Source organism: Streptomyces sp. NPDC020958 (assembly GCF_055562175.1).
Window position 1 is genome coordinate 1 of the sequence record NZ_JBVHFU010000005.1, and the last position, 18,401, is coordinate 18,401.

Consider the following 18,401-nt stretch of genomic DNA (forward strand, 5'->3'; position numbering starts at 1 on the left):
CGCGTCGCCCGCCGCGGCAGCGGCTGATCGGCCACGGCTCCTCCGCCGTGCAGCCGGACGCACCAGACCCCGCTCACCTCGGCCGACGAGTCACCGTTGCTTTCCTGCGACCTGATCCGCCGGACAGCCCCTGGGGGCGGGCGCGGGCACGCGCAGGGCCCGGCCGTCGGGGCGGCCGGGCCCTGCGCGTGTGCGGATGGTTACGACGGTCGGGTCACCATCGGTACCAGCGACCGCGGCCACCCCCTGGGGTGGTGGAGCGCATGACGAAGCCCAGCAGCCACACCACCAGGACGACGACCGCGACCCACCAGAGGATCTTGAGAGCGAAACCGGCCCCGAAAAGGATCAGGGCGAGAAGCAGAACGAGCAGCAAGGGAACCATAGTTATCAACCTCCTGACCGCCGTGTGCCCTGCATTGATTCCCGCATGCACGACAACGCCTTGTTTGTGAAGGGAAAGTAGGGGAACAGCAATGCGCCGAAGACCGCTCACCCGGCTCCTCGACCCCGAGCGGATCACCCGTTCGTCGGGCGCCGGTGGCCGGTGGGGCGGGGGGCCTCCACGATGGCCGGGGATCACCCGTTTCTCTCGCCCCGCCGGAGGCCGCAGTGGGACACGCTGTCGGGGACGTGCTGGGACTGGCCGCCGGTGTCGCGGTCAGCCCCTTGCCGATCGTGGCGATCATCCTCATCCTGGCCACCCCGCGGGGGCGCCGCAACGGAAGCCTGTTCGCCCTCGGCTGGCTGGTGGGGCTGGCGGGACTCGGCGCGGTCATGCTGGCGGTGGGCGGCACGGGCGACGCCTCGGCCCACAAGCACCCGGCCACCTGGGTCGGGGCTCTCAAGCTCGCCCTGGGCGTCCTGCTCGCCGTCTTCGGCGCCCTCCAGTGGCGGCGCCGCCCCAAAGACCCCTCCCAGGCCCGGTTGCCGAAGTGGATGGAGGCGATCGACCGCTTCACCCCGGTCAAGATCACCGGCCTGGGCCTGCTGCTCTCGGCGGGCAACCTCAAGAACGCGCCCCTGACCATCGCAGCGGCCGCCTCGATCAGCTCCGCCGGGATTCCCGTGCCCCAGCAGATCGGCGCCCTCGCGGTCTTCGTGGTGATCGCGTCCCTGGGCGTGCTCGCGCCCCTCGCCGTCTACCTGGTCATGGGCGACCGCGCCAGGGGCCTCCTCGCGAACTGGCGGGAGTGGGCCGCCCGGCACAACGTCGCCGTCCTGGCCGTCCTGTTCTTCGTGCTCGGCCTCAAGCTCGTCGGCGACGGCATCACGATCCTCACCTGAGGGGCCCGGCCGACCGCCGCCGTCAACCGCCGTTCTGCCGGACCCGCAGATGGATCGGCCCGCGCAGCACCGGGCTGCGCCGGTAGGGCGGCGGGTCGGCGACCAGGGTGGGTCCGTCGAGGCGCCGTACCATCTCGCCGAGCGCGATCTGCGCCTCCCGGCGGGCCAGCGGGCCGCCGAAGCACAGGTGGATGCCGCTGCCGAAGCCGAGATGCTGGTTGTCGCGGCGGTCGGGGTCGAAGCGGTCGGGCTCGACGAAGCGCTGCGGATCGCGGCTGCCCGAGGCCAGCATCAGCATGATCTGCGAGCCCTTGGGGATGACGGTGTCGGCGACGGTGACGTCGCTGTACGCCGCCCGCCAGGGAATGATGTGCACCGGCGGCTCGTAGCGCAGCAGTTCCTCGACCAGCGGCACCACCAGTTCCGGTTCGCCGCGCAGGCGGTCCAGCACCTGGGGGTGGCGCAGCAGCGTCAGCATGCCGTTGGCGATGAGGTTGACGGTGGTCTCGTGACCGGCGATCAGCAGCAGGTTCGCGGTGCTGATGATCTCCTCGTCGGTCATCCGCCCGTCCGGCCCGTCGTCGTTGGCCAGCCGGGACAGCAGGTCGTCGCCCGGGTGGCCGTGGCGCTGCGCCACCAGCCCGCCGAGGAACTCCCGCAGGTCCTGGCGGGCCGCCACGCCCTTCTCCAGTTTCTCCTTCGGGTCGGTGGCGGGGTTGTAGTCGATCGAGTTGATGAGGTCGTTCACCCACAGCCGGAACTTCGGTTCGTCCTCGCGCGGCACGCCGAGCAGCCGGCAGATCACCGTGACGGGGAACGGGTAGGCGAGGTCGTCGACGACGTCGATCTGCTCTTTGCCCGACATGCCGTCGACCAGTTCGCCGACGGTCGCGGTCAGGACCGGTTCCAGGCCGTCCACCAGGCCCGGGGTGTGCGGGGGCCCGAAGTGGCGCATCGCCATCCGCCGCAGCCGGTCGTGCTCGGGCGGGTCCAGGTTGATGAACGCCGGCGTGGTCTCCGACTCCCTGCCGGGCATCGGATGCGCCAGGTTGCGGACGTCGGAACTCACGTGCGGGTCGTGCAGCAGCTCGGCGAGCTCGCGGTAGGTGCTGACGACGAAACTGCCGTCCTCCTGCCGGGCCACCGGCGTCCTGCGCAGTTCGGCGTAGAGCGGGTACGGGTCGGACCGGGAGGAGTAGTCGAGGATCCGGTGCAGCGTGTCGGGCGCCTGGGTGGTGGTCATCTCGCTTCCTTTCCGCCGCTACCGGTGGTGCTGGTGCGCGGCCGTGACGCGCCGCTCACCCGGGTCGTGTCCGGTGACGACCACGGTGGCGCCCTGGGCGAGCAGCGTGGGGCCGGGGAAGTCGACCGGCACCGGCTTCATGTCGACGGGCTGGTCGGGCGTGGGGCAGGGCGGCGGGAAGGGCGCGGCCGTCTCGATCAGCCGCCGGTAGTGGTCCAGCCACTTCGCGTTGTTGAAGCTGACGGCCGCGGTGACCCGGCCCCGGTAGCCGTACGCGGCGACGAACCGGTGGTCGGCCACCGACCCCTGGGTGACGATCACCTCGTCGGCGAAGGTCGGCACGCCGACGGACTTGATGTTGACGCCGAACTGGATCGACCAGAACAGCGGGACGGACAGGTGGGGCCAGCGGTCGGCCTGGCCGTGGACCATGTTGTGGGCCGCGACCTCGGCCTGCTCCACCGCGTTGGCCCAGTGCTCCAGCGAGATGAGCCGGTACTCGTAGATCGGGTTCGGGCAGCGGGCCACGTCGCCCGCGACGAAGACGTTGTCGGTGACCAGGCCGTTGAGGTCCATGGCCCGGCAGCCGGTGTCGCAGGCGATGCCCCACACCCCCGCCGCCAGTCCCGACCCCTGGAGCCACTCGGTGTTGCGGATGCCGCCGAGCGCGACCACCGCCACGTCGGTGTCCAGGGTGCTGCCGTCGTCGAAGTGGGCCCGGCGCAGCCGGCCCTGCGCGTCGCCCTCCAGCCGGGTCACCTTCACCCGGCACCGCAGGTCGACGCCGTGCGCCCGCTGCAGGTCCGCGGCCACGTCCCCGACCATGGCGCCGAGCGCGCCGACCAGCGGGGCCGGCGCGAGTTCGGCGACGGTCACCGGGATGTCCCGCTCGCGGCAGATGGAGGCGATCTCGGAGCCGGTGAACCCGGCGCCGATGACCAGCACCCGGGAGGGACCGGCGGCGAGCGCCTGCTGGAGACCCTCGGCGTGTTCGCGGGTCCGTACGACGAACACGCCGTCCAGCCCCGCCTCGCTCTCCACGAACCAGGGCCGGGCCCGTACGCCGGTGGAGATCAGCACCCGGTCGAAGGGGACCTCGCGTCCGTCGGCGAGCCGTACGTGGTTGGCGGCCAGGTCGAGTCCGGTCGCGGGCACGCCGAGGAGCCACTCCGCGTCGATCTCGCGCCGGCGCGGCAGCGCGGTGGCGTCGGCCGGCACCCACCCGGTGAGCACCTGCTTGGACAAGGGGGGACGGTCGTAGGGTTCGCCCAGTTCGTCGCCGATCATCGTCAGCGAGCCGGTGAACCCCTCGTCGCGCAGGCACTCCGCGGCCCGCAGTCCGGCAAGTGACGCCCCGACGATCACGATGCGGCCGTCGCTCCGGAACGCGCGCAGGTTGTCGGCAGTGGTCATGACGTCGTCGCCTCCACCGGGACGTCCCGCCCCTGCGGCCGTCCCTCCAGCCGGTCGACCAGGATCGCCTGGACCGGGCAGGCCGCCGCCGCCCGCAGCACCCGCTCGCGCTGGGCCTCGTCCGGGCTCGGGTCGTACATCAGCGCTTCCTCGCCGTGCATCCGGAACGCGTCCGGAGCCAGGAAGGCGCACTGCGCGTACCCCTCACATCGGGAAAGATCTACGACCACTCTCATCCCGGCCTCCACAGGACTGCGAGCTGCGGACCCTTGGGGCGGCAGCGCTCCGGCGCGGGAGCGCGAGCCGCACCGCCTCTGCCGGGTCTCCGCAGGAACGACTGGTCATCGCGAGAAGCAGCTGGTCACTCAGGTCACGCTGGTCATCGCGGAAAGGGATCGGTGTCGGCACGAGAACCGCCACGGCGTCGGTGGGACGCCCGGAGATCCTCGCGTTTCACCCGGTCAGCCTATGCCGCACCCACCTGCGCCGCACCCCGGAGAACGGCGCCCACGGCCCGGTCACCCGCCGCTGACCGGCCTGCTCCGCCCGCGCCCGGCGGGTGGCCCGGCCGTCCGGATGGTTCGGTGGCGGAAGGGGAGTCGTGGTGCGGTGGCGGGCGCGGTGCCGCCCGGAGCAGGAGGTTTCCCGATGGCCTCGGAACAGTCCGTGTCCCCCCGTCCCGGGCCGCCGCGGCCCCTGACCGAGGAGGCCTTCCGTGACCTGTACCGCCGGCTGCGGGAGCGGGCCGGGGAGAGCGGGGCGGGCCGGCGGGGCGGGCTGGACCGGCTGACGCCGGAGCGGGTCGTGGCGGCCGCCGCCGAGGTCCGCTCCGGGCGCACCGTGTCACTGGCCGCGACCGTCGAGACCCGGCCCGCCCCGGACAGCCCGGAGCCCGCGCGTCACCGGATGATCGGGCCCGCCCACGACGAGACCACGGCGCCCGGTCTGGTGTTCGCCCGCGACCGGTTCGCCATGAACGTGCACAACGACGTGGACAGCCACCTCGACGCGCTGTGCCACGTGATCTTCGACGGCGAGCTGTACGGCGGTCTCCCCGCGAGCACCGTGACGGCGGACGGCGCCGGGGCGCTCTCGCTCGACCTGGTGCGGGACGGGATCGTCGGCCGGGGTGTCCTCCTCGACCTGCCGCGGCTGCGCGGGGTGCGCTGGCTGGAGCCCGGCGACCAGGTGACCGCCGAGGACCTCGCCGCGGCCGAGGCCGCGCAGGAGTCCCCGGTCGGACCGGGTGACCTGCTGTTCGTACGGGTGGGGCACCGGCTGCGACGCCGGACCCTCGGACCCTGGGACGTGACGCGGGACCGGGCGGGCCTGCATCCGACGGCGATGGAGTTCGTGGCCGCGCGGGGCGTGTCGGTCCTGGGCTCGGACGGCAACAGCGACGCCGCGCCGAGCGCCGTCGCCGGGGTCGGGTTCCCGGTGCACGTCCTGGCCGTCAACGCCCTGGGCCTGCACCTGCTGGACTGGCTCGACCTGGAGGAGCTCGCGACGCTGTGCGAGCAGCGGGGCGGCCGCCACTTCCTGTGCGTCGTCGCCCCGCTGCGGCTCCCGGCGGCGACCGGCTCCCCGGTGAACCCGATCGCCGTGCTCTGACCCGGACGCGGCCACGGTGCTCCGGGTGCCGGGCCCGCGCACGGCGCGTACGTTCGCATCAGAGACTACGAACGGTGGTTGCCATGGACGCCCTGCCCCCGTACGACGTCATCGTGATCGGCACCGGTGCCGGCGGCGGCACCCTCGCCCATCGCCTGGCGCCGTCCGGGAAACGGGTGCTGATCCTCGAACGCGGCGACTACCTGCCCCGCGAGCGCGACAACTGGGACTCCACCGCCGTGTTCGTCAAGGCCAAGTACCGGGCGCCGGAGTTCTGGCTGGACCGGCACGGCCACGAGTTCCCGCCCGAGGTGAACTACTACGTCGGCGGGAACACCAAGTTCTACGGCGCGGCCCTGTTCCGGCTGCGCCCCGAGGACTTCGGCGAACTCCGCCACCACGACGGCATCTCCCCGGCCTGGCCGATCGGTTACGACGACCTGGAGCCGTACTACACCCAGGCCGAGCACCTCTACCTGGTGCACGGCCGGCACGGCGAGGACCCCTGGGAGGGGCCGTGCAGCGCCCAGTACGCCTACCCGCCGGTCGAACACGAGCCGCGCATCGAGCAGTTGAGCCTGGACCTGGAGAAACAGGGGCTGCACCCCTTCCACCTGCCGATCGGGGTCGACCTCACCCAGGACGAGGACGGCCGGGCCACCCACTCCAGCGCCTGCATCCGCTGCAACCGCGTGGACGGCTTCCCCTGTCTGGTGCGGGCCAAGTCCGACGCGCAGGTGATCTGCGTGGAGCCGGCGCTCCGGCATCCGAACGTGGACATGGTCACCAACGCCCGGGTGACCCGTCTGGAGACCGACCCCACCGGACGCAGCGTCACCTCCGTCGTCGCCGAGCTCCCCGGTGAACGCGAGGCCCGGTTCTCCGCCGACGTGGTGGTCGTGGCCTGCGGGGCCGTCAACTCGGCGGCGCTGCTGCTGGCTTCGGCGAACGACCGGCATCCGCACGGGCTGGCGAACAGCTCCGACGTGGTCGGCCGGTACTACATGCGCCACAACAACCTGGCGCTGATGGCGGTCTCGAAGGAACCCAACGACACCCGGTTCCAGAAGACCCTCGCGCTGCACGACTGGTACCTGGGCGCGGACGACTGGGAGTTCCCGCTCGGCGGGATCCAGATGCTCGGCAAGTCGGACGCCGACCAGATCCACGGCGAGGCCCCCCGCTGGGCCGGGGCGGTCACGCCCGACATGCCGTTCGAGGTACTGGCCCATCACGCCGTCGACTTCTGGCTGTGCGGCGAGGACCTGCCGCAGCCGGAGAACCGGGTGACCCTGGAGGACGACGGCCGGATCCGGCTCACCCTCGACGAGGGCAACAACACCGCCGGTCTCAAGCGGCTGCGGCACAAGCTCCAGCACATGCTCGGCCACCTGGGCATGCACGAGCACCACCTGCTGTCCCGCAGCATCTACCTGCACAAGGGCATGCCGATCGGCGCCACCGCCCACCAGGCCGGCACGGTCCGCTTCGGCACCGACCCGGCGACCTCGGCCCTGGACGTCACGTGCAAGGCGCACGACCTGGACAACCTCTACGTCGTGGACACCGGCTTCTTCCCGAGCATCGGCGCGGTGAACCCGTCCCTGACGGCCATCGCGAACGCGCTGCGCGTCGGCGACCACCTGCTGGAGCGACTGGGCTAGGGCCCTTCTGCTGGATCTCCGTGGCAGAAGGAGCGGCGTTCGGTGCGTGCGATCGGCGTGCGGTGCGGAGGGTCATGTGGCGGAGCCACCTGGCCCTTCGCGCCGTGCGTCGAGCGTGCGTGCCGGGCGTCGCGACGCCGCGGAGATCCATCAGAAGGGCCCTAGGCCCGCGCGGGCACCCGGCCCCCGACCGGGCGAAGATCCTCCGCCGGGCAGCGCAACGCGGTCCGCCAGGGCGTGCCGCCGCCGCCCGCCGGTGCTTGTCTGAGGGCCCGGACCGCCGGGCGACGGGCCCGGCGGAGACGGCACGCAGTGGAGGAGCGGGACATCGTGAGTTCCACCGAGGGCGCACCCCGGGACGTGGTCCCCGGGCACCTGCTGAAGGGCCAGAAGGCGCTGGTCACCGGCGCGAACTCCGGGATCGGCAAGGCGACGGCCATCGCCCTGGGCCGGGCCGGGGCCGATGTCGTCGTCAACTACGTGGCCGGCGCCGACGAGGCCGAGAAGGTGGTCGAGGAGATCACCGGCCACGGGGTCAAGGCGGCCGCCTACGAGGCGGACGTCTCCGACGAGCAGCAGGTCGTCGCCATGATGGACCGGATGGTCCAGGAGTTCGGCACGATCGACATCCTGGTCGCCAACGCCGGACTCCAGCGGGACGCGCCGTTCACCGAGATGACCCTCGCCCAGTGGCAGAAGGTCCTGGACGTCAACCTCACCGGCCAGTTCCTCTGCGCGCGGGAGGCGACCAAGGAGTTCCTGCGGCGCGGGGTCGTGCCGGAGGTGTCCCGGGCGGCCGGGAAGATCATCTGCATGAGTTCCGTGCACCAGGTCATCCCGTGGGCCGGGCACGTCAACTACGCCTCCTCCAAGGGCGGCGTGCAGATGATGATGGAGACGCTGGCCCAGGAGCTCGCCCCGAAGAAGATCCGCGTGAACGCGATCGCGCCCGGAGCCATCAGGACCCCCATCAACCGCAGCGCCTGGGACACCCCCCAGGCCCAGCAGGACCTGCTGAAGCTGATCCCCTACGACCGGGTCGGCGACCCGGAGGACATCGGCCACGCGGCCGTCGCCCTCGCCTCCGACCTCATGGACTACGTGGTCGGCGCCACCCTCTACGTCGACGGCGGGATGACCCTCTTCCCGGGCTTCGCCACCGGCGGCTGACGCGTGCACACGGCCCTGGCCCTCGCCGGATCCCTCGCCGGCGCGCCGGCGCAGACGCTGCCGGCCCGGTCGATGATGGCCTTCACCCTGGCCTCCCACATCATCCTGGTCCCCCTGGGCGTCGCGCTGCCGCTGATCACGCTCGTCATGCACGGCCGCGGCCTGCGCCGCGGCGACGCCACCGCCCTGCTGCTGGCGAGGCGGTGGTCGGCCGTCATGGCGGTGCAGTTCGCCATCGGCGTGGTCACCGGCACGGTGCTGTCCTTCGAGTTCGGGCTGCTGTGGCCCGGGATGATGGGCCGCTGGGGCGACGTCTTCGGCATCGGCTTCGGCGTCGAGGCGTGGGCGTTCTTCCTGGAGGCCGTCCTCATCGCCATCTACCTCTACGGCTGGCGCCGGCTGCCCGCCAGGACCCACTTCCTGCTCGGCCTGCCCCTGCCGCTGGTGGCCCTGCTCGGCGCCTTCGGCATCCTGGCCGCCAACTCCTGGATGAACACCCCGCGCGGCTTCACCCTCGACGCCGCGGGCAACCCGGTCGACGTGAAGATCTGGAAGGCCGTCTTCACCCCCATGTTCGGCCCGGAGTACTGGCACTTCGTCTTCGCCATGTTCGTGACCGCGGGATACGTGGTGGCCGGTGTCTACGCCGTCGGATGGCTGCGCGGCCGCCGGGACCGCTACCACCGGCTCGGCTTCACCGTCCCCTTCACCCTCGCCGCCGTGTGCACGCCCGTGCAGTTCGTCCTCGGCGACTCCATCGCCCGGCAGGTCTTCCACAAGCAGCCGGTGAAGTTCGCCGGCATGGAGATCGTCTGGAAGACCGCCACCCACCAGCCGGAGTACCTGTACGGACGGCTGCACCCGGACGGCACCGTCTCCGGCGGCATCCGGATCCCGCAGCTCGACTCCGTCCTGGCCGGCTTCCGCCCGGACACCCAGGTCACCGGACTCACCTCGGTCCCGGCGAGCGACCGTCCGACGGCCACCCAGGCCACCATCGCCCACTTCGCCTTCGACACCATGGTCGGGATCGGCTCGCTGCTGCTCCTGCTCGCGCTCTGGTACGGCGTCCTGTGGCTCCGGCGGCGCCGGCTGCCCGCCTCCCCGTGGTTCTTCCGCGCCGCCGCGTGCGCCGGCGTGGCCTCCGTGGCGGCCGTCGAATGCGGCTGGATCACCACCGAGGTGGGCCGCCAGCCGTGGATCGTCTACCAGAACATGCGGGTCGCCGAGGCGGTCACGGCGACCCGCTCCACCAGTCTGTGGATCATGTTCGCGGTGGTCGTCGTCGTGTACGTCCTCGTCTTCGGGTCGTTCCTCGCGGTGCTCCTGAAGATGCGCTCCCGCTGGCGGCTCGCCGACGAACGGGGCGGGCCACGGCCGCCGAAGGAGACCCCGGAGCACGAGACACCAGAGACGGACACGCCGTACGGGCCGCGCGCCGGCGGGAGCCGGCTGTGATCGCCGGGGTGATCGCCGCCGTCCTGCTGCTGGCGATCGCCGCCTACGCCTGCGGCGGGGGCACCGACTACGGCGCCGGCTTCTGGGACCTCACCGCGGGCGGCGCCGAGCGCGGCAAGCGTCCGCGGTGGCTGATCGACCACGCGATGGAGCCCGTCTGGGAGGTCAACAACGTCTGGCTGATCTTCGTCCTGGTCATCATGTGGACCGGTTTCCCGGTCCTCTTCCAGCGGGTGTTCACCACGATGTGGCTGCCGCTGGCGCTGGCCGCCGTGGGCATCGTGCTGCGCGGCGCCGGCTTCGCCCTGCGCAGGCCCGTACGGCGGCTGGCCGGGCGGCGCCTGTACGGGGCGGTGTTCGCCGTCTCCTCGCTGCTCACGCCGTTCTTCCTGGGCGCCGCGGCCGGCGGGGTGGCCTCGGGCCGGGTGACCGCCACCACGACGGCGTCCACGGACGCCTGGGCCAACCCCACCTCCCTGCTGTTCGGCCTGCTCGCCGTCGCCGCCACCGCGATGCTGGGCGCCGTCTTCCTCGCCGCGGACGCCCGCCGCTTCGCCGCGCCCGACCTGGACCGCCACTTCCGCCGCCGGGCCTTCGGCGCCCTCGCCGCCGTCGCCGTACTCGCCGTCGTCACCCTGTTCGTCACGCACGGGGACGCGCACCACGTGTGGCACGGCCTGACCCACGGCGTCGGTCTCGTCTTCGTGATCGTGGCGGCGCTGGCCACCCTCGCCACCGTGTGGCTGCTGACCCGTCCCTCGGGGGCCTGGTCGCGGGTCACGGCGGTCGGTGTGGTCGCCTCGTCGATCATCGGCTGGGGCATGGCGCAGCGCCCCTACCTCGTCCCGACCTCGCTGACCGTCGCCGAGGGCGCGGGCGCCCCCACCACGCTGCGCTGGCTGGGGCTGGTCACCCTGGTCGCCGTGGTCCTCGTGGTCCCCGCGGTCGTCCTCCTGTACTGGCTCGACACCCACGGCGAACTGGAGGGCCTCACCGACGCCGACCTGCGGCGCGGCGGCGACGAGGGCTGACTGTCGCCGGTACTACCGCCCGTCGAGGGCGTCGTTGAGGGTGATGGCCGAGTCGATGAGCGCGAGGTGGGTGAACGCCTGTGGGAAGTTGCCGAGTTGACGGCCCGTCGGGTCGATCTCCTCGGAGTACAGCCCCAGGTGGTTCGCGTACCCCATCATCTTCTCGAAGACCAGCCTCGCCCGGTCCGCCCGGCCGGCCCGCGCCAGGGCGTCGACGTACATGAACGTGCACAGCGAGAAGGTGCCCTCCGAGCCGCGCAGGCCGTCCGGCGAGGCGCTGGGGTCGTACCGGTAGACCAGGCTGTCGCTGACCAGCTCCTGCTCCATGGCGTCCAGGGTCGTCCGCCACATCGGGTCCCCGGGCGTGACGAAGCCGACCGTCGCCATCCGCAGCAGCGAGGAGTCCAGCACCTCACCGCCGTAGTGCTGCACGAAGGCCTGCCGGTCCTCGCTCCAGCCCTTGGCCATGACCTGCTCGTAGACGGCGTCCCGTTCGGCCTGCCAGCGTCCGGGCGTGGACGGCCATCCGGTCGCCTCGGCCAGGCGCAGCGCGCGGTCGAAGGCGACCCACGACATCACCCGCCCGTACGTGAAGTCCTGACGGCCGCCGCGGGTCTCCCAGATCCCCTCCTCCGCCTGGTCCCAGTGGTCGGCCAGCCACTCCAGGTCCGTCCGCAGCGAGGTCCAGCCGCCGTGCCCGACCGTGAAGCCGTGCCGGTGCGCGAAGTAGATGCTGTCCAACGCCTCGCCGTAGATGTCCAGCTGGAGCTGGGTGGCGGCGCCGTTGCCGATCCGGACCGGGGCGGAACCCTCGTAGCCCTCCCAGTGGTCGAGGATCCGCTCGTCCAGTTCGGAGGAGCCGTCGACCTTGTACATGATGTTCAGCGGGCCCGTGGTGCCGTGCCGGCCGGCCCGCTCCTTGACCCGGTCGCCCAGCCAGATGATGAACGCCCTGGCCTCCTCCGTGAAACCCAGCCCCAGCAGGGCGTACACGGAGAACGAGGCGTCCCGGATCCAGGTGAAGCGGTAGTCCCAGTTGCGCTCGCCGCCCAGCTGTTCGGGGAGGGCCGCCGTCGGGGCGGCCACCAGGGCACCGCTGGGGGCGAAGGTCATCAGCTTCAGCGTGATCGCGGACCGCTCCACCACCTCGCGCCAGCGCCCGGTGTAGCGGGACTGCGCCAGCCAGGCGCGCCAGAACGCCACCGTCTCGTCGAAGAGCCGTTCGTGCTCCTCGCGGCGGATCTCCCGGGGCGGCCCGTCGGCGCCCATCTCCAGGACCAGCCCGCGCTGCTCGCCCGCCCGCAGGGTCAGCGAGACCTGGAGGTCGGCGTCCCGGTGGGTCAGCAGGTCCGAGAGCCGCTCGTCCTCGGGTTCCCTGACGGGGTGCACGGTGAGCGTCGTGCCGTCCTCCGCGGCGAACACCGCCCCGTGCGGGGTGATGTGCACCTCGTGTTTCATGAGCCCGTAGTCGAACCGCGGGGCCACCTCCACGTCGAAGGTCATGGTGCCGCGCACACACCGGACCAGGCGGACCAGCCGGTGCCGGGACGTGGCCGTCGTACCGGTGACCGGCATGAAGTCGAGCACCTCGCCGGCCCCCGCCTCGGTCATGAACCGGGTCACCAGGATCGCCGTGTCCGGCAGGTACAACTGCTTGGTCGAATGGGTCGGGTGGGTCGGCCGGACCGTGCAGTGGCCGCCGTTCTCCTTGTCCAGCAGGGCCCCGAACACGCTCGGCGAGTCGAACCGCGGCGAGCAGAACCAGTCGACCGCTCCCTCGGTGGTCACCAGGGCGGCGGTCTGCAGGTCGCCGATCAGCCCGTGGTTCTCGATCAGCGGGTAGTCGTCCATCGGGGCGCCCCTTCCGGCGTGCGAGTCACCCGAACGCACCCCCTCGCTCAGCGTAAGCCGGTGCTCCCGCCCCGGCTCGTCGGCCCGGATCCGGCCCGCACCGCCCGTACGGCGGCCGCCAGGACGTCCGCCGGGCTCTGCGCGCCGTTGACGTCGACGGTGGCGCCCGGCTCGTCGGGGTGCAGCGGATCGAGCGTGGCGTACTGGGAGTCGAGCAGCTCGGGCGGCATGAAGTGGCCCGTGCGCCGGGCCAGCCGGGCCACCGCCACCTCACGGTCGAGCTGCAGGTACAGGAACCACACGTCCGCCCCGGTACGCCGGAACCGGTCGCGGTACGCGCGCCTGAGCGCGGAGCAGGAGGCGACACCGCCGTGTCCGCTCGCCGCGGTGGCCTCGATCCACCGCGTGATCGCCGCCAGCCAGGGCCGCCGGTCGGCGTCGTCCAGCGGGTGTCCGGACGCCATCTTGGCGAGGTTCGCCGCGGGGTGGAGGTCGTCGCCCTCCAGGAACGGCACACCGAGCAGCTGTGCGAGTCCGGCTCCCACGGTGGACTTACCGGACCCGGACACCCCCATCACGATCACCACGCGGGAACCGGCGGCGGGAAGCATGCCTCCACTATCACCCCGGGCCGCCGCTCGGGCAGCGAACGCCCACGGGAGCGCCGAGCACCACCCACCCGCCGAAGGGCCCGCCGACCCGAGATCCAGACGCGCCCCGCCCACCGCAGGACACGCCGCGCCCGGGGCCGGGCGCGCCTCCTCGGTGGCAGGCAGGGGTCAGGTGGTGAACTTGTGGGTGCCGGAGCCCACCCGGTACACCGCGCAGCCGTCCTCCGTGCGCAGGAACGTGCCGTGGTCGTGGGTGACGGCCGCCGGGTCGGACGTCGGGACCCAGACCTCCGCGGTCGTGTTGGGCGGCACCTCGCAGGTCAGGGTGAAGCGGCCGGAACGCAGCCGCCACCGGGTGGAGACCGGCCCGTGAACCGAGGTGAACGTGGCGCGGGCGGAGGTGACACCGCCGCCCGGACGCGGCCGTACGACGATCTCCCGGTAGCCGGGACGGCCCGGCGCGATACCGGCGATGTTCGTGTACATCCACTCGCCCACCGAGCCGTAGGCGTAGTGGTTGAAGGAGTTCATGGCCGGGTCCTGGAAGCTGCCGTCGGGCCGGATCGAGTCCCAGCGCTCCCACATCGTGGTGGCGCCCCGGTCGATCTGGTAGCCCCAACTGGGGTACGAACGCTGCTGGAGCAGGCGGTAGGCGACGTCCGTGTGGCCGGTCTCGGTGAGGACGGGCAGCAGCCGGGGTGTGCCGAGGAAGCCGGTGGACAGGTGCCAGTCCCGGTTCTCGATCAGCGCCACCAGCCGGTCGGCGGCCGCCTTCCTGGACGCGTCCGGCAGCAGGTCCATGGAGAGCGCGAGGACGTACGCCGTCTGCGTGTCGCCCCGCACCCGGCCGTCGGAGGTGACGTAGGCGTTCTGGAAGGCCGTGCGTATCCGCCCGAAGAGCCCGGTGTAGGGCGCCGCGTCCTCGCCGAGTTCACCGGCCATCCGGGCCGCGAGGTCGGCGACGTGGGCGAAGTAGGCGGTGGCGATGACGTCCTTGGGGGTGTCGTCGTCGACGTTCAGCCAGTCGCCGTAGCCCTCGGCCGGCCGCAGCAGCCCGTCGCTGTGCTGTTCCAGGTACGTGAGCCAGGCCCGCACCGACGGCCAGGCGTCGGCGAGGACCTGCCGGTCGCCGTAGGCCTGGTAGAGGGCCCAGGGGACGGTGACACCGGCGTCGCCCCAGCCTGCCGTGCCGCTGCCGAGGGTGCCGACCACCGGTGCCACGTCCGTGAAGGCGCCCGCCGGGGTCCGCGAGTCCCGTAGGTCGACGAGCCACTTGGACAGGAACCGGGCCGACTCCATCGTGTAGGCGGCGGTCGGCGAGAAGACGTTGATGTCGCCGGTCCAGCCCAGCCGCTCGTCGCGCGCGGGGGTGTCGGTGGGCACGGAGAGGAAGTTGCCGCGCTGCCCCCAGGTGATGTTGCGGTGCAGCTGGTTCAGCATCGGCACGTCGGTCTCGAAGTCGAGGGTGAGGGGGGCGTCGGTGTGCATGACCCGTCCGGTGACGGCCTTCGCGGTGGGCGTGCCGGGGAACCCGGTCACCTCGACGTACCGGAACCCGTGGGAGGTGAAGCGGGGTTCGTAGACCTCCTCGCCGTGGCCCTTGAGGGTGTACGTGTCCGTCGCCGCCGCGCTGCGCAGGTTGGCGGTGTAGACGGTGCCGTCGGGGTTGAGCACCTCGGCGTGCCGCAGCCGCACGGTCGTCCCCGCGGCACCGGAGACCCGCAGCCGTACCGAGCCGACCATGTTCTGCCCCAGGTCGAACACGAAGGCTCCGGGCCTCGGCTGGGTCACCGCCTTGGGCGTCAACTCCCGTTCCACGCGGACCGGTCCGTCCACCTGGGCGACGACGAGCCCGGGTCCGATGTCGCCCTCGCCGCGCACGGCGAGCCAGTTCCCGTCGTCGAAGCCGGGCGAGGTCCAGCCGGGGGTCTCCCTGCGGGCGTCGTACGTCTCGCCGTTGAGCAGGTCGGCGGTGACGATCGGCCCGGCGGCGGCCCGCCAGTCGGTGCCGGAGGTGACGCGGTCGCTGGTCCCGTCCGCGTACTCGACCTCCAGCTGGGCGAGGAGCGCCGGGTGCGGGCCGTACTGGCCGGGTCCGAACATGCCCACGTTGCCCGCGTACCAGCCGGGGGCGAGGTGCACGCCGAGGGCGTTGGCGCCCGGTCTCAGCAACTCGGTGACGTCATACGTCTGGTATTGCACCCGCGTGCGGTAGTCGGTCCAGCCGGGCGCCAGTTGGTCGGTGCCCACCCGGCTGCCGTTGAGGTGGGCCTCGTACAGACCGAGCGCCGTGGCGTAGAGCCGGGCGCGGGCGATCTTCTTGCGCGGCAGCCGGAACGAGTGCCGCAGCTGGGTGGCGGCGTACGACACCGGGACGACCCGGCCCCACGGCCCGTCACCCCAGGCCGCCGCCACCCTGACGGCCTGCCAGCCGCCGTCGTCGAAGTCCGCCCCGGTCCAGCCGTCGGCGGGTTGCTGGTCGGTGGTCTTCCAGGAGGCGTCCGTGAAGACCTTCTGCTCACCGGCGGCGGTACGGACCACGAGGACGGCGAGCAGGCCCGCCGGACCGGCGGTGGCGTTGGTCGCGGAGACCGCGACAAGGTTGTCCCCCGCGCGCACCTGGTCCAGTACGTCGACGACGGCCGGGCGGCGCCAGTCCTCGTTGTCGGTGTCGAGGTCGGTGTGGGCGACCTCGACACCGTTGACGGAGGCGGTGTACACGTTGTCCGCGGTGATGGCGAGCGTCGCCGCCGTGATCCCGTCGGGCAGGGCGGCCCGGCCGCGGAACCAGCGGGTCGCCGCCGGCACGCCGCTCGTCGGGTCGCCCTCGGGGAACCAGATCCAGGAACCGCCCTCGAAGGACGGCGCGTCGGTGAGGGCGGCGGGGGCGGAGATCCAGTCGGCGGTCCACTGCCCGGTGTCCATGAGCCCGGTCTCCCACCACGAGGGCTCGCTCCAGCCGGAGACCCGGCCGTCCCCGTCCCACACCCGCACCGACCAGTGGTAGCGGGTGCGGGGCCGCAGTTCGGGCCCGGCGTACGGCACCAGCACGGACTCGGCGGACATGACCTTCCCGCTGTCCCAGACGTCCGGACGCGCCAGTGCCGAGGCGCTGGTGGCGACCCGGACCTGGTAGGCGCTCTGCCGCACGGCCGTCCCGTCGGCGGCCAGCGGCCAGCTGAGCCGAGGGCGCCGGGCGTCGAGGCCCAGGGGGTTTCGGACGTACTCCACGCCGGCCCCGGCCACCCGCAGTCCGGCGCCCCGCGCCCGGCCCCGCACCGGTCCCACCCCGGGCACGGCTGTCGCCGAGCCGCCGTCGACGACCGCCGCCACGACCGCGGTGGCCGCGGTCACGAGCATGTTCCTCCTGTTGATCACTACGACTCCTCACTTGCACGGAAGGATGAATCGATTCAAAAAGGAGAGGCGTGGGTAACGTAGATCGGTGCGAGGCCGGGGTCAATCGTCGTGCAACGCTTTTCCCGGCGCGCCCAGTTCACAATTGAACGGTTTCAATGTGGACGGCTCCGCCGGTCCTGCCGGGGGCGGGGTGGCCGACCGGCACAACCCGGGGCGCGGTCCAGCCGTCTTCTCCTCTCGGGCAAGCTGGTCCCTGGCCCGGGGGAGAACGGATCGCGACCGGAAGGTGGCAGCGACAGAAAATTGAGATACATACCTAGGCAGTTTTCTTCGCGGACGAACAGCACGGGCACGGCGAGACCCTGGGCCGTGGCGGGTGTCGTGGCCCTCGGATTCCTCGTGACGCTGGAATTCGTCGCGCGCCGTCACGGCCTGCCGGGGCCACTGACCAACCAGGCACGGGAGGTGGTGTTCGCCCCGAAATCGGGCTTCCTGCTGTACGCCGGCATGGCGTTGACGATGACGGTGCTCACCTGGCGGCAGCGGTTCGTCGCGCTGGGCGCCGCGATCGGGATCGACCTCGTGTTCTGGGTGGTCCGCTGGGCCTCCGGCACCGAGGTGACCGAGGGTCACCCGTTCGGCAACGGCGCGCTGTGGGTGATCCTCGGCATCGGGGTCCTCGCCGTCACCCGCCGGACCGGGCCGGAACGCGTCCTGCTGCTCAAGGGGGTGGGTCTGGGTCTGCTGCTGGTGACCGGCCGCAAGACCGGGGACATCTGGCTGATCATCACCTCCAGGACCCGGCCCACGGTGCTCGACCAGTACGTGGCGACCGCCGACCACGCGCTCGGCAACCCCTCCTGGCTGGTGGGCCGGCTGGTCACGGCCACCGGCGCGGTCGGCTACAACCTCCTCGACGTCGTCTACAGCCAGCTCGCCGTGGCCGCGGTCGTCGTCGCGCTGTACCAGCTGCGGAACGTGGCGTCCGAACGCCGCTTCCCGCGCCACCACCTGGTGCGCACGTTCCTCGCGATCGGCCTCCTCGGACCGGCCGTCTACATGATCTTCCCGGTGGTCGGGCCGATCTTCGCGTACGGCACCGGCGTCGAGCACTGGTCGTCGCTCAGCCTGTGGCCGGAGGCCACACCGCCCTCGGGCGGGCACTTCGAGGTGGCCGACCTGTGGCCGGGCACCCCGCCGCCGGTGGCTCCCCCGCACCCCATGGGGTTCGACGGGGTCACCCCGCGCAACTGCATGCCCAGCCTGCACACGGCCTGGGCCGTCACGATCTTCGTGCACTCCCGCGGCGGTCCGCGGCCGCTGCGCTGGGCGGGCGCGTTCTGGCTGGTCGCCACGCTCACCGCGACGCTGGGGTTCGGCTACCACTACGGCGCCGACCTCGTCGCCGGCGTGGTGTTCGCGCTGACGGTCGAGGCGGCGCTGCGCACCTTCGACCGCGGCTGGGACCGGGCGGGGCTGCGGCTGGTGGCCTACGGCACGACGGTCTTCGTCGCGCTGCTGGTCGCCTACCGCTGGCTGCCGTTGCCGATGGCCGAGCACCCGTGGCTGGCCGGGCCGCTGCTCGTGCTGGCGATGGCCTCGGTGGTCTACGGCTTCGTGCGGACCGTCGCCCAGTGGGACCCGAAGCCCGTGCCGGTGCCACGACCGGAGCTCCAGCCGGAACCGACGTGACCTGCCCGGC

14 protein-coding genes are annotated in these 18,401 nt (G+C 72.3%); 7 read left to right on the top strand and 7 right to left on the bottom strand.

The window, feature by feature from the left end:
- Positions 1-214 precede the first annotated feature (214 nt).
- The gene (locus ACZ3KP_RS17010; protein WP_358979059.1) at positions 215-385 is read right to left on the bottom strand and encodes a hydrophobic protein; all 171 of its coding nucleotides are present in this window, start codon (positions 383-385) and stop codon (positions 215-217) included.
- Positions 386-612: 227 nt separating this feature from the next.
- Between ACZ3KP_RS17010 and ACZ3KP_RS17015 the strand changes: the two genes are divergently transcribed.
- The gene (locus tag ACZ3KP_RS17015) at positions 613-1,287 is read left to right on the top strand and encodes a GAP family protein (protein WP_467500310.1); all 675 of its coding nucleotides are present in this window, start codon (positions 613-615) and stop codon (positions 1,285-1,287) included.
- 22 nt (positions 1,288-1,309) lie between these two features.
- Here the strand turns inward: ACZ3KP_RS17015 and ACZ3KP_RS17020 are convergent, their stop codons facing one another.
- Genes ACZ3KP_RS17020 through ACZ3KP_RS17030 form a run of 3 tightly spaced genes read right to left on the bottom strand, consistent with a single transcriptional unit; the run spans position 1,310 to position 4,179 of the window.
- A complete protein-coding gene (locus ACZ3KP_RS17020; RefSeq protein ID WP_467500312.1) occupies positions 1,310-2,530 on the bottom strand; it encodes a cytochrome P450 in 1,221 nt (406 codons plus the stop codon).
- An 18-nt stretch (positions 2,531-2,548) separates the two neighbouring features.
- Positions 2,549-3,943, bottom strand: coding sequence for an NAD(P)/FAD-dependent oxidoreductase (locus ACZ3KP_RS17025; RefSeq protein WP_467500314.1), 1,395 nt, complete (start codon positions 3,941-3,943; stop codon positions 2,549-2,551).
- Positions 3,940-4,179, bottom strand: coding sequence for a ferredoxin (locus ACZ3KP_RS17030; RefSeq protein ID WP_467500316.1), 240 nt, complete (start codon positions 4,177-4,179; stop codon positions 3,940-3,942). Before ACZ3KP_RS17030 ends, ACZ3KP_RS17025 begins: the two co-directional genes overlap by 4 nt.
- A 412-nt stretch (positions 4,180-4,591) precedes the next feature.
- Here ACZ3KP_RS17030 and ACZ3KP_RS17035 point away from each other — a divergent pair, with 412 nt between their 5' ends.
- From ACZ3KP_RS17035 to ACZ3KP_RS17055, 5 genes are all read left to right on the top strand, one after another.
- A complete protein-coding gene (locus ACZ3KP_RS17035; RefSeq protein WP_467500318.1) occupies positions 4,592-5,554 on the top strand; it encodes a cyclase family protein in 963 nt (320 codons plus the stop codon).
- A gap of 83 nt (positions 5,555-5,637) precedes the next feature.
- Entirely contained in the window at positions 5,638-7,218 is a 1,581-nt protein-coding gene (locus tag ACZ3KP_RS17040) for a GMC oxidoreductase (RefSeq protein ID WP_467500320.1), read from the top strand.
- Between the two features lie 330 nt (positions 7,219-7,548).
- The gene (locus tag ACZ3KP_RS17045; protein WP_467500322.1) at positions 7,549-8,388 is read left to right on the top strand and encodes an SDR family oxidoreductase; all 840 of its coding nucleotides are present in this window, start codon (positions 7,549-7,551) and stop codon (positions 8,386-8,388) included.
- 72 nt (positions 8,389-8,460) lie between these two features.
- A complete protein-coding gene (locus tag ACZ3KP_RS17050; RefSeq protein ID WP_467500941.1) occupies positions 8,461-9,846 on the top strand; it encodes a cytochrome ubiquinol oxidase subunit I in 1,386 nt (461 codons plus the stop codon).
- Positions 9,843-10,877 carry a cytochrome d ubiquinol oxidase subunit II gene (locus tag ACZ3KP_RS17055; protein WP_467500324.1) on the top strand — a complete coding sequence of 345 codons (1,035 nt, stop codon included), beginning with the start codon at positions 9,843-9,845 and terminating at the stop codon, positions 10,875-10,877. The genes ACZ3KP_RS17050 and ACZ3KP_RS17055 overlap by 4 nt, the downstream gene beginning before the upstream one ends.
- Before the next feature lie 12 nt (positions 10,878-10,889).
- On the opposite strand, the gene ACZ3KP_RS17060 is transcribed toward ACZ3KP_RS17055, so the two are convergent.
- The 3 genes from ACZ3KP_RS17060 to ACZ3KP_RS17070 form a co-directional block, all read right to left on the bottom strand.
- Positions 10,890-12,728, bottom strand: coding sequence for a glycoside hydrolase family 15 protein (locus ACZ3KP_RS17060; protein WP_467500326.1), 1,839 nt, complete (start codon positions 12,726-12,728; stop codon positions 10,890-10,892).
- Positions 12,729-12,775: 47 nt separating this feature from the next.
- Complete coding sequence (locus ACZ3KP_RS17065; RefSeq protein ID WP_467500328.1) at positions 12,776-13,339, bottom strand: gluconokinase; 564 nt, start codon at positions 13,337-13,339, stop codon at positions 12,776-12,778.
- 168 nt (positions 13,340-13,507) lie between these two features.
- Positions 13,508-16,717 carry an alpha-L-rhamnosidase gene (locus tag ACZ3KP_RS17070; RefSeq protein WP_467500330.1) on the bottom strand — a complete coding sequence of 1,070 codons (3,210 nt, stop codon included), beginning with the start codon at positions 16,715-16,717 and terminating at the stop codon, positions 13,508-13,510.
- 351 nt (positions 16,718-17,068) lie between these two features.
- Between ACZ3KP_RS17070 and ACZ3KP_RS17075 the strand changes: the two genes are divergently transcribed.
- Positions 17,069-18,391 carry a phosphatase PAP2 family protein gene (locus ACZ3KP_RS17075; protein WP_467500332.1) on the top strand — a complete coding sequence of 441 codons (1,323 nt, stop codon included), beginning with the start codon at positions 17,069-17,071 and terminating at the stop codon, positions 18,389-18,391.
- The last annotated feature ends 10 nt before the right edge of the window (positions 18,392-18,401 follow it).

What these genes read in the sequence shown, in the direction of transcription:
- ACZ3KP_RS17065 (WP_467500328.1), bottom strand. Translation starts at nt 13,339, where the DNA reads ATGCTTCCCGCCGCCGGTTCCCGCGTGGTGATCGTGATGGGGGTGTCC.
- ACZ3KP_RS17020 (WP_467500312.1), bottom strand. Translation starts at nt 2,530, where the DNA reads ATGACCACCACCCAGGCGCCCGACACGCTGCACCGGATCCTCGACTAC.
- ACZ3KP_RS17010 (WP_358979059.1), bottom strand. Translation starts at nt 385, where the DNA reads ATGGTTCCCTTGCTGCTCGTTCTGCTTCTCGCCCTGATCCTTTTCGGG.
- ACZ3KP_RS17040 (WP_467500320.1), top strand. Translation starts at nt 5,638, where the DNA reads ATGGACGCCCTGCCCCCGTACGACGTCATCGTGATCGGCACCGGTGCC.
- ACZ3KP_RS17060 (WP_467500326.1), bottom strand. Translation starts at nt 12,728, where the DNA reads ATGGACGACTACCCGCTGATCGAGAACCACGGGCTGATCGGCGACCTG.
- ACZ3KP_RS17050 (WP_467500941.1), top strand. Translation starts at nt 8,461, where the DNA reads ATGATGGCCTTCACCCTGGCCTCCCACATCATCCTGGTCCCCCTGGGC.
- ACZ3KP_RS17025 (WP_467500314.1), bottom strand. Translation starts at nt 3,943, where the DNA reads ATGACCACTGCCGACAACCTGCGCGCGTTCCGGAGCGACGGCCGCATC.
- ACZ3KP_RS17035 (WP_467500318.1), top strand. Translation starts at nt 4,592, where the DNA reads ATGGCCTCGGAACAGTCCGTGTCCCCCCGTCCCGGGCCGCCGCGGCCC.
- ACZ3KP_RS17030 (WP_467500316.1), bottom strand. Translation starts at nt 4,179, where the DNA reads ATGAGAGTGGTCGTAGATCTTTCCCGATGTGAGGGGTACGCGCAGTGC.